Origin of the sequence: Rhodoferax sp. UBA5149 (assembly GCF_002413825.1) — a bacterium.
Classification (GTDB): domain Bacteria; phylum Pseudomonadota; class Gammaproteobacteria; order Burkholderiales; family Burkholderiaceae_C; genus Rhodoferax.
In genome coordinates, this window is sequence record NZ_DHXT01000013.1 from 9348 (window position 1) to 19020 (window position 9673).

The window sequence follows — 9673 nt, forward strand, 5'->3', positions numbered from 1 at the left end:
GACCATCTCGGGGTCGAGCGCGGACGTGGGCTCGTCAAACAGCATCACGACGGGGTCCATCGACAGCGCTCGGGCAATCGCCACGCGCTGTTGCTGCCCCCCCGAGAGTTGACCAGGAAACTTGTCTTTGTGCGCCATCAGCCCGACACGGTCCAACATCTTGAGACCGCGGATTTTGGCTTCGTCGGGGCTGCGACCAAGCACCTTGATCTGCGCAATCGTGAGATTTTCGGTCACGGACAGGTGCGGAAACAGCTCAAAGTGCTGGAACACCATGCCCACGCGGGAACGCAGCTTGGGCAAGTCTGTCGCCGGGTCATGCAAGGGCACGCCATCCACCTGAATGCTGCCTTTTTGGATTGGCTCCAGCGCATTGATGGTCTTGATCAAGGTGGACTTGCCCGACCCGGAAGGACCACACACCACTACCACGTCACCTTTGTTGACCTTGAGAGAGCAGTCGCTCAGCACCTGCACCGGGCCATACCACTTGGACACATTTTTCATTTCAATCATATTGCTCTCCGATGCTTAGCGAACGATCGCGATCTTGGCCTGCAGTCGCTTGACAAGCCAGGACAGGGCAAAACAAATCACGAAATAGACCACGGCGGCCAGTAAATACGCTTCCTCCGGGCGGCCATATATCTTGCCGGCGGTGCTGAAGCCCTTGAGCATGTCGTAGGCACCAATGGCATAGACCAGGGAGGTGTCCTGAAACAGGATGATCGTTTGGGTTAGCAGCACCGGCAGCATGTTGCGAAACGCTTGCGGCAACACCACATAACGCATGTTTTGGCTGTAAGTCATTCCGATGGCCTGACCCGCATACACCTGCCCACGCGGGATGGACTGGATACCCGCGCGCATGATTTCGCTGAAATACGCGGCCTCAAAGGCGATGAAGGTGATGGTGGCTGACAGTTCCGCACCCATCGGCCGGCCGATCAGGAGGGGGATCAACAGAAAGAACCACAGGATGACCATCACCAGCGGAATGGATCGCATGCCGTTGACATAAACGATGGCGGGTAGCATGAAAGCCTTTTTGCCTGACAGGCGCATCAGCGCCAGCAGCGTGCCCAAAACGATGCCGCCGAGCGTGGCGACCAGGGTCAGCTGCACACTGAAGCGCAAGCCGCTCAGGACAAATTTGCTGAAGATATCCCAATTGAAAAAGCCGAGGTCAAGGCCCAACATGTCAGTGCCCTCCGCCTGTGCCACCGGCAACAATAAAGCCAGGGATCTGTGTCTTTTTCTCAATCAGGGCAAATACCCGATTGACCGCGAACGCCGACAGCGCATACAGCGCCGTCACCGCCAGGTACACCTCCACGCCGCGCGAGGTTTCCTCTTGCGCCTGCATCGCAAACATGGTGAGTTCGGCAATGGATACCGCAAACGCCACGGATGAGTTCTTCAGCAGGTTCATCGATTCGCTGGTCAAGGGCGGCAAGATGATGCGAAACGCCATCGGCAGAATTACGTAGCGATAGGTCTGCAGGGTGGTAAATCCCAGCGCCATGCCGGCATATCGCTGGCCCTTGGGCAAGGTCTGGATGCCGGCCCGTACCTGCTCGGCAATGCGGGCGGAGGTGAAGAAGCCCAAGGCGAACACCACCAAAATGAACCCCGGCACTTGCTGGAAGGCAGGAAACATTTTGGGCACGACAAAGTACCAGAGAAATACTTGCACCAGCAAGGGGATGTTTCGAAAAAATTCGACCCAGACGTTGGCCAAACGAACCAGCCACGGGCTATCTGGCAAGGTCCGCAGGGTACCCATGAAGCCACCGATCAATACCGCTACGACCCAGGAGCAGCCCGCCACTGCGAGGGTCCAGCCCCAAGCGCTAAACATCCATTGAAGATAGGTGCGGCCACTGCCATCGTCATTGAGAAATACTTGCCAGTCCCACGTCATGTCGTGCTCCGTCAGGGTTAAAAAAAGACCCCGCTACGGCAAAGGCCAGGCGGGGTCGGTTTCATAAGACGCCTGCTGGTTTATTTCTTGGCGTAGTCTTCCATCGGCTTGTCGTTGGGCGTGGCCCAGGCGGCTTTAATGCTTGCGCTGGCAGCCAGACCTACCTTGGTGTTCTTCGGGGGAATAGCCTGCATGAACCACTTGTCGTAGAGCTTGGCGATCTCTCCGGACTTGGCCATTTCACGGATGGTGTCGTCGGCCAGTTTTTTGAAGGCTGGATCACCCTTGCGCATCATGATGGCGATCGGCTCGACGGACAGTACCTCGCCCACGATTTTGAAGTCAGCCGGATTTTTGGCGTTGGCAATATTGCCGGCCAGGATAGAGCCATCCATCACGAAGGCATCGGCGCGGCCGGATTCGAGCAATAAAAAGCTTTCAGCGTGGTCTTTGCCAAAGACTTCCTTGAAGTCGATGCCATTGGCGCGCTGGTTTTTTCGCAGCATCTGCACCGATGTGGTGCCGGTGGTCGTGGCTACACTCTTGCCATTCAGCTGGGTAATGCTGGTGATGCCCGAGGTGGCCTTGACGGCCATGCGCACTTCTTCAACGAAGGTGGTGAGCGCAAAGGCCACGTCTTTCTGGCGGGTCGCGTTGTTGGTGGTTGAGCCACACTCAATGTCCACCGTACCGTTTTGCACCAAGGGAATGCGGTTTTGTGAAGTCACAGACAGGTACTTCACGGCCACTTTTTTACCAACGACTTTTTCCAGATTGGCAATGATGCGCTGGCAAATCTCCACGTGATAGCCAGCGTACTTGCCGTCGCCCAAGGTGTAGGAGAGCGCACCGGACGAGTCACGCACGCCCATGGTGATTTCGCCTGAGGCCTTGACTTTGGCGATGGTGTCCGTTGCCTGCGAATAAGCGCCGACGCCCATGGTGGCTAAAACGGCAAGAGCGAGAAACTGTTTCTTCATGAAATTTCCTTGTTGAAAGCGTTGGTAAGGCAAGACAAAAGATGGTTGGTGAATCGCTGTGCAGCCCAAGCGACGTAGTCTAAGCACATAGCTTGCCTGAAAGAATTTTTCACTTGATCACGCCACATCAGTACTTTACTGTGGCCCGTGCTTGAAGGTGTCAGGGTTTACTCTTGCAATCCATGCAAGAAGTTCATAACCCGATTCGCTTCGCGTCCCGACGGTGACAATGGGTGCCTTCTGGTGCATGTTAACTCCCGTATCCTTTGCTCGCGCCGGGTTTTAAGTTACTGTTCACCTCTGATCAAGAAAGCATTGCCATATGAACCAGTCTTCAAGTTCTTTGGACCCCAGGGTCAAGCCGGATGTTCGGGCTCACTATCGTTTCTGGCCGAAGCGGCTGCCCCACGCGATCACGCTGCCGGTCACATCGTTGTGGGACAACTTGGAGACCAGTGCCCGTCGTTACCCGGAAAAAGCGGCGCTCGTCTTTTTTGGACGCGTCTTCAGCTATGCCGAGGTGCTACAAAAAGCAGAGCGGCTCGCGGCCTGTTTACAAGGGCTGGGGGTCAAAAAAGGTGACAGGGTGGTGCTCAATATGCAAAACTGTCCGCAATTGGTGATTGCGCACTTTGCGATTTTGCGGGCGAACGCCGTGGTGGTGCCGGTCAATCCCATGAACCGTGTCGAAGAGCTCAAACACTACATCGTCGACCCGGACGCCAAGTTTGCCATTACCACGTCCGATCTGGCTGCTGAACTGGCGCGGGCCAGCGATGCCCTGCCACCCGCACAAAGGCTGTCACACCTGCTGGTGACGCATTTCACCGATGCGTTTGACGCCCATGTTGCGGGTGACAATGCGCCGCCTGCCGCCTGGACAGACTGGCTCCAGACGCGTCACGCGCTCCCCAGTCTGCGGGATGGCCAAGTGCTCAGCTGGGAGGCGGCGTTGAGTGTTACTTCCGCCGCGCCAGCATTGACGGTGGGTCCAGCCGATCTGGCCATTCTTCCCTACACCAGTGGCACCACCGGCTTGCCCAAGGGATGCATTCATACCCATGCCAGCATCATGCACAACGCCATAGCCAGCGGCCTGTGGGGCAATGGCTCGGTGGAAAACGTGGTTCTCACGGTCGTGCCCATGTTCCACATCACCGGCATGGTGAGCCTGATGCACACCAGCATTCGGGCCGGCGCCACGCTCATCATGATGCCGCGTTGGGACCGCGAACTGGCGGGTCGCCTGATATCACGCTGGCAGGTGACGCACTGGACCAATATCCCGACCATGGTGATTGATCTGCTGGGTAGCCCCAACTTTGAGAGTTACGATCTTTCCAGCCTGGTCTACATTGGCGGCGGTGGTGCGGCCATGCCGCAGGCGGTGGCGCAACGCCTGTTGGAGCAGTTTGGTTTGCGTTATGTGGAAGGTTACGGCCTGACGGAGACTGCGGCACCGTCCCACAGCAATCCGCCGGACGCACCCAAACAGCAGTGCCTGGGGATTCCCTTCATGAGCACCGACGCGCGGGTGATTGACCCGGACACCTTGGCAGAAATGCCAATGGGTGCGCAGGGCGAAATCATCATTCATGGCCCGGAGGTCTTTCAGGGCTACTGGAAGCGGCCGGACGCCACGGAGGCGGCCTTCATTGAATTCGAGGGCAAAAGTTTCTTCCGCTCTGGCGATCTGGGGTATGTCGACGCGGACGGCTATTTTTTCTTGACGGACCGGCTCAAGCGCATGATCAACGCCTCCGGCTTCAAGGTCTGGCCCGCCGAGGTTGAGGCGCTGATGTTCGGGCATCCGGCGGTGCAGGAAGCCTGCATTATTTCCACCAAAGACAGCTATCGGGGTGAATCGGTCAAGGCGGTGATTGTCCTGCGCCCATCCCACAAAGGCACCGTCAGCGAACAGGACATCATCACCTGGTGCCGCGACAACATGGCGGTCTACAAAGTGCCGCGTGTCGTGCAGTTTGTGGATGCCTTGCCCAAGAGCGGTGCGGGCAAGGTGATGTGGCGCTCATTGCAGGAAGCGGAAGGCAAGTGAGGCAGTCATGCGACACTGCCTTTGACCGACCGTAACCGCATGGGGATCGCCCAAGCTGAATAAGTCTGGGTGGTGGTGGTATTTTTTTGGAGACTAACGTGTTTCATACATCGATCGCGGGCAGCCTGCCCAAACCGGCCTGGCTTTCGCAGACGCAACAGCGCTGGCCTCAATGGAAGGCGTCGGGCGCCGAATTGCAGCAAGCCAAGACTGATGCGAGCCTGCCGTGGATCACCCTTGGAAGAGCATGGCAGTTCGTTCCAAAAAATAGCGTGTCAGCGTCATGAGCCGCGAGCACGCTCACACAATTTCCTCTGGTTCGGCGCTGCCAGCCGTGTCACCCGAGAAAGCAGGCTTATGTCCGCAGCGCACCCAGCGGCTGATGGAAGTGCTGCAAGCCGAGGTGGATCGCCAGCGCCTGCCCGGCGCGGTTGTGCTGATTGCCCGGCACGGCAAGCTGGCCTTGTTTGAAGCCTTGGGGGCGCAGGATCCGGCGACCAGCACCCCGATGGCGCGGGATGCCATTTTTCGCATTTACTCCATGACCAAGCCGATCGTGTCGGTGGCGGCCATGATGTTGATGGAGCAGGGGCAATTGCTGCTGAACGACCCGGTCGCCAAGTACCTGCCCGAATACGCGACGCAGAAGGTGGCCAGTCTGACTGACGGGTCTGTGAATCTGCAGGCCGTGCGCCAGATGGCGACGATTCAGGACTTGTTGCGCCACACGGCCGGACTGACCTATGAATTCATGGGCAATGCACCGGTGCAGCGGCAATATGCCCAGACCCGGATCGGCTCGCGCGAGCGCAGCAATGCCGAGTTTTCCCATGAACTGGCGGCCTTGCCGCTGATGTTCGAACCCGGCACCCTGTGGGAATACGGCCGTGCCACGGATGTGCTGGGGCGTGTCCTTGAAGTGGTGAGTGGCCAGACACTGGGGGCCTACCTTAAAGAGCACATTTTCACGCCGCTGGGCATGACCGACACCGGATTTTTCGTGCCAGCGCAACACCACGGCCGCATTGCCGAGCCTTTTGCCAGCGACCCCGAGGGTGGCGTGCAGATGCGGGTGATCGACGTGCGCGAAGACGCGGCGCTGGAGTCGGGCGGCGGCGGTCTGGCTTCGACGGCGATGGACTACGCCCGGTTTTTGCAATTCATGTTGAACAAGGGCGAACTCGATGGCGTGCGCCTGTTGGGGCCACGAACCGTCGATTTCATGACCGCTGACCATCTGGGGGACATTCCCGTGAACAGCGGGGCATCGCGCGCCTTGTTGCCGCTCGGCCATGGCTTTGGCCTGGGCTTTGCGGTCCGCAAGGACTTGGGCGTGGCAACGGTGCCGGGTTCAGTCGGTACTTATTTCTGGGGTGGCATGGCGGGCACGACTTTCTTTGTCGATCCGGCCGAAGACCTGTTTGCTTGCCTGATGTTGCAGGCCCCCAACCAGCGTGAGTACTACCGGATGCTGTTTCGCGATCTGGTGTACGCCACGCTGGTGGACTGACGGACTCTCTAATATTTATAAAATAGACTGCTAGCCCACGTTCTATAGGCGTCAGCAGCTATCTATTTTATAGCGGTAGCCAGTCTCAAGCCTCGGCCACCTGCAGCACCAGTTTGCCAAAGTTTTCGCCCGTAAAGAGCTTGATGAGGGCTTCGGGGAAGGTGTCCAGTCCTTTCACGATGTCTTCTTTGCTTTTCATGCGCCCGTCCTTCAGGTAGCCCGCCATTTCAGCTACCGCCAGGTGGTAGCGATCGGCATAGTCAAACACCACGATGCCTTCCATGCGGGCACGGTTGACCAGCAGGCTCAGGTAGTTCTTGGGGCCTTGCACGGCCGTCGTGTTGTTGTACTGGCTGATGGCGCCACAGATGATGATGCGGGCGCCGCGGTTGATGCGGGTGAGGACGGTGTCCAGAATCTCGCCACCCACGTTGTCGAAGTAGATGTCGACACCGGCCGGGCAATGTTGTTTCAGTCCTTCCTTGACGGCGCTGGGGCCGGCCTTGTAGTCGATACAGGCGTCAAAGCCCAGTTCTTTGACCACCCAGTCGCATTTGGCCTGGCCCCCTGCGATGCCGACCACGCGGCAACCCTTGATCTTGGCCATTTGGCCGACGGTCTGGCCGACGGCACCGGCAGCGCCGGACACCACCACGGTTTCGCCCGCCTTGGGCTGGCCCACGTCCATCAGGCCAAAATAGCCCGTCATGCCGGGCATGCCCAGTACGTTGAGCCATTGCGTCAGGGTGCCCACGTTCAGGTCAATTTTGACCAGTCCGCTGCGTTTGAAGTCGGCTTCTGCCAGCGTCAAATACTCCTGGATGCCGAAGCCGGCAGCGACGTAGTCGCCAACGGCAAAGCCCGGGTTTTTGGACGCAATCACCTGGCCGACGCCCCCGGCACGCATGACTTCGCCAATACCTACCGGTGGAATGTAGCTTTTGCCTTCATTCATCCAGCCGCGCATGGCGGGGTCGAGCGACAGTGCCAATGTTTTGAGCAGCACGCCGCCCTGGGCGGGCTCCGCGACCGCCTCGGTGGTGCTTTGCCAGTTGGCGCGGGTGGGCATGCCGACGGGGCGGGCAGCCAGGCGAATCTGGTGGTTGGTCAGGGTGGCAAGTGTGGACATGGAAAACTCCGGAATGTGAAACCGTTGAATGCTAGCGGCAGGCGACACGTGGGTGGGTAGCGAAAGCGACAGCCGTACAGCCGAAGGGGATAATGCTTGCAGCCGCGTTGTGCGCACTGAAGGAGAAATTGTCATGCCTGCGACATTGACCCAGCCCGTGCTGACCACCCTGATCACCGGCGCCTCGTCCGGCATTGGCGAAGCACTGGCGCATTGTTTTGCCGATGCCGGTCATCATTTGGTATTGGTCGCCCGCAGCGGTGACAAATTGCGTGCACTGGCAGACGAGTTGGGGCGCAAGTATGGCGTTGTGGTTCTCGTGCAAGTGGCTGATTTGTCAGAGCCCGGCGCGCCAGCAAGGCTTGCGGCCACCCTCCAACGCAAGCGCCGCACGGTGAACGTGTTGGTGAACAATGCCGGGGTTTTGGGGCAGGGCAGTTTTGTCAGCATGAAGCCCGCGCTTCATCAGCAGATGATCGATTTGAATATCAGTGGCCTGACGGCCATGCTGTCAGCCTTCGTGCCGGGCATGGTGGCGCGCGCTGCCAGTGGGGCGATGGGGCGCGTACTCAATGTCGCCTCCATTGCGGCATTCCAGCCGGTGCCTACCCTGGCCACTTATGCGGCGAGCAAGGCGTATGTGTTGTCATTGACGGAGTCGCTGTCCGAAGAACTCAAGGGCTCGGGCGTGACGGTCACCGCTTTGTGCCCTGGCATTACCGCCACCCCCATGCTGAGCGAGGCCAAGAACGTTAACGCCAAGGTCAGCCAGATCCCGGACTTTCTTGTGGGGGACGTCACCGATGTTGCCCGGCAGGCCTTCGACGCCTGCATGAAGGGTGATGTGATTTGTGTACCCGGCGCGATCAACCAAGCGGCGATGATTGTGTCGCGCGGCAGCCCCAAGTGGCTGGTGCGGCGATTAGGCGGTCTGTTGAGCGGCGCTTTGCGGGCTTGAACAGCTGGCGCCGCCACAGCCATGAATGACTTCGTGGGGTAGCGCTTGGGGCGCGTGAACAATGCCCGTGACCGGGTCGAAGCCTGCGCCGCGCAGGTGCAAGGCGAGTGCCGCGTCCATGCTTTGTGCATGTTGCGGAAACCAGATGCCGAGTTCGTGGGCCATTTGACGCACCACACCCAGATCCCCGGCCTGCCCGCGTTTGCCGCCTTCGCGCATCACCTGCAGAATGACATCATGCTGCGTCGAATGGCAGTTGCTGGATGAGAAATGGGTGCTCTGCATCCATTGGTCTTCACGTCCGAAATGATCGTCGGTGTGTTCAATCAAGATACGCCAGGCGGTTAGCAGATCGTCGTCGGATGCGTTGACGACGGTGGCCAGCAAGTCGACAAATTCATGGTGTGTGTCGTCCATGAAGGGCAAATCGAGCGCGAGCGAATCAGACCATTGCAGTGTGGACATGCTGATATTCCCTGAAAAATTTCTCACAGCATACGGTAATCCGGTGTCGGGAGTTTGACGAGAGTCATAAAGTTATGAAGCGGCCATCGCCGCAGTGGCGCCTGATTTACCGGGTAGCACAAGATGAATTGCCGACGTTTCAATCGTCACGGCAACGCGATTCAGTGTGAATGGATACGCTATCCCCTGTATTGATAACGATTGATTTCAATCAAAAGCCTATTTTATTCATGAGATACGATTTTGTGTTGTGAAAAATTCATGTTGCGGGCCATATTTTGTGGCATGTCCTCATGATGAAAGGCCAACAATGTTTCAAGTACGAATTCACGGACGCGGCGGTCAGGGGGTTGTGACTGGCGCCGAGATGCTGTCCATCGCGGCGTTTCTCGGAGGTCGGCATGCACAGGCCTTTCCCAGTTTCGGCTCGGAGCGTACGGGGGCGCCGGTGGTGGCGTTTTGCCGCATGGACGACAAGGAGATTCGACTGCGCGAGCCCATCATGCAGCCCGATGCGCTCATCATTCAGGATCCGACCCTGCTGCATCAGGTGGACGTGCTCAGCGGCCTGAAAAAAGACGGCTACATCCTGATCAATACCACCCACACATTCGAGCAGCTCGGTTTGGGGGAATTCGTCAAAGACTTTCG

The 9673-nt window shown here is 58.4% G+C and carries 10 protein-coding genes and 1 pseudogene; 5 read left to right on the forward strand and 6 right to left on the reverse strand.

All coding sequences use genetic code 11. The features are described 5' to 3' along the window. The 4 genes from B3V69_RS00965 to B3V69_RS00980 all read right to left on the reverse strand — a co-directional run. Window positions 1–516, reverse strand: a 516-nt coding sequence (locus tag B3V69_RS00965) for an amino acid ABC transporter ATP-binding protein (protein WP_296442950.1), incomplete at its 3' end; no start/stop codon positions are given. A 15-nt stretch (window positions 517–531) separates the two neighbouring features. Continuing rightward, window positions 532–1200, reverse strand: a complete 669-nt coding sequence (locus B3V69_RS00970) for an amino acid ABC transporter permease (protein WP_296442952.1) — start codon at window positions 1198–1200, stop codon at window positions 532–534. Between the two features lies 1 nt (window position 1201). Next, window positions 1202–1924, reverse strand: coding sequence for an amino acid ABC transporter permease (locus tag B3V69_RS00975; protein ID WP_296442954.1), 723 nt, complete (start codon window positions 1922–1924; stop codon window positions 1202–1204). A gap of 80 nt (window positions 1925–2004) precedes the next feature. Further along, entirely contained in the window at window positions 2005–2904 is a 900-nt protein-coding gene (locus B3V69_RS00980) for an amino acid ABC transporter substrate-binding protein (RefSeq protein WP_296442956.1), read from the reverse strand. A gap of 322 nt (window positions 2905–3226) precedes the next feature. Here B3V69_RS00980 and B3V69_RS00985 point away from each other — a divergent pair, with 322 nt between their 5' ends. The 3 genes and pseudogenes from B3V69_RS00985 to B3V69_RS00995 all read left to right on the forward strand — a co-directional run bounded on the left by B3V69_RS00985 (window position 3227) and on the right by B3V69_RS00995 (window position 6470). Then, a complete protein-coding gene (locus B3V69_RS00985; RefSeq protein WP_296442958.1) occupies window positions 3227–4960 on the forward strand; it encodes a long-chain fatty acid--CoA ligase in 1734 nt (577 codons plus the stop codon). 98 nt (window positions 4961–5058) lie between these two features. Beyond that, window positions 5059–5193, forward strand: a pseudogene (locus B3V69_RS00990) (methionine synthase); the annotation flags it as partial. 101 nt (window positions 5194–5294) lie between these two features. Further along, window positions 5295–6470, forward strand: a complete 1176-nt coding sequence (locus B3V69_RS00995) for a serine hydrolase domain-containing protein (RefSeq protein ID WP_349679191.1) — start codon at window positions 5295–5297, stop codon at window positions 6468–6470. A gap of 85 nt (window positions 6471–6555) precedes the next feature. Here the strand turns inward: B3V69_RS00995 and B3V69_RS01000 are convergent, their stop codons facing one another. Then, window positions 6556–7599, reverse strand: a complete 1044-nt coding sequence (locus tag B3V69_RS01000; RefSeq protein ID WP_296442960.1) for an NADP-dependent oxidoreductase — start codon at window positions 7597–7599, stop codon at window positions 6556–6558. A 133-nt stretch (window positions 7600–7732) separates the two neighbouring features. Here B3V69_RS01000 and B3V69_RS01005 point away from each other — a divergent pair, with 133 nt between their 5' ends. After that, on the forward strand, window positions 7733–8557 hold the full coding sequence (locus B3V69_RS01005) for an SDR family NAD(P)-dependent oxidoreductase (RefSeq protein WP_296442962.1): 825 nt from the start codon (window positions 7733–7735) through the stop codon (window positions 8555–8557). Here B3V69_RS01005 and B3V69_RS01010 read toward each other — a convergent pair. Next, entirely contained in the window at window positions 8522–9022 is a 501-nt protein-coding gene (locus B3V69_RS01010; protein ID WP_296442964.1) for a hemerythrin domain-containing protein, read from the reverse strand. The two genes, B3V69_RS01005 and B3V69_RS01010, sit on opposite strands and share 36 nt — an antisense overlap. Window positions 9023–9332: 310 nt before the next feature. Here B3V69_RS01010 and B3V69_RS01015 point away from each other — a divergent pair. Beyond that, on the forward strand, window positions 9333–9673 hold a 341-nt coding region (locus B3V69_RS01015), incomplete at its 3' end, for a 2-oxoacid:acceptor oxidoreductase family protein (protein WP_296442967.1).

Excerpts from the sequence above, each read along its gene's own strand:
- B3V69_RS00970 (WP_296442952.1), bottom strand. The coding sequence starts at position 1,200 with ATGTTGGGCCTTGACCTCGGCTTTTTCAATTGGGATATCTTCAGCAAA.
- B3V69_RS00975 (WP_296442954.1), bottom strand. The coding sequence starts at position 1,924 with ATGACGTGGGACTGGCAAGTATTTCTCAATGACGATGGCAGTGGCCGC.
- B3V69_RS00980 (WP_296442956.1), bottom strand. The coding sequence starts at position 2,904 with ATGAAGAAACAGTTTCTCGCTCTTGCCGTTTTAGCCACCATGGGCGTC.
- B3V69_RS00985 (WP_296442958.1), top strand. The coding sequence starts at position 3,227 with ATGAACCAGTCTTCAAGTTCTTTGGACCCCAGGGTCAAGCCGGATGTT.
- B3V69_RS01000 (WP_296442960.1), bottom strand. The coding sequence starts at position 7,599 with ATGTCCACACTTGCCACCCTGACCAACCACCAGATTCGCCTGGCTGCC.
- B3V69_RS01005 (WP_296442962.1), top strand. The coding sequence starts at position 7,733 with ATGCCTGCGACATTGACCCAGCCCGTGCTGACCACCCTGATCACCGGC.
- B3V69_RS01010 (WP_296442964.1), bottom strand. The coding sequence starts at position 9,022 with ATGTCCACACTGCAATGGTCTGATTCGCTCGCGCTCGATTTGCCCTTC.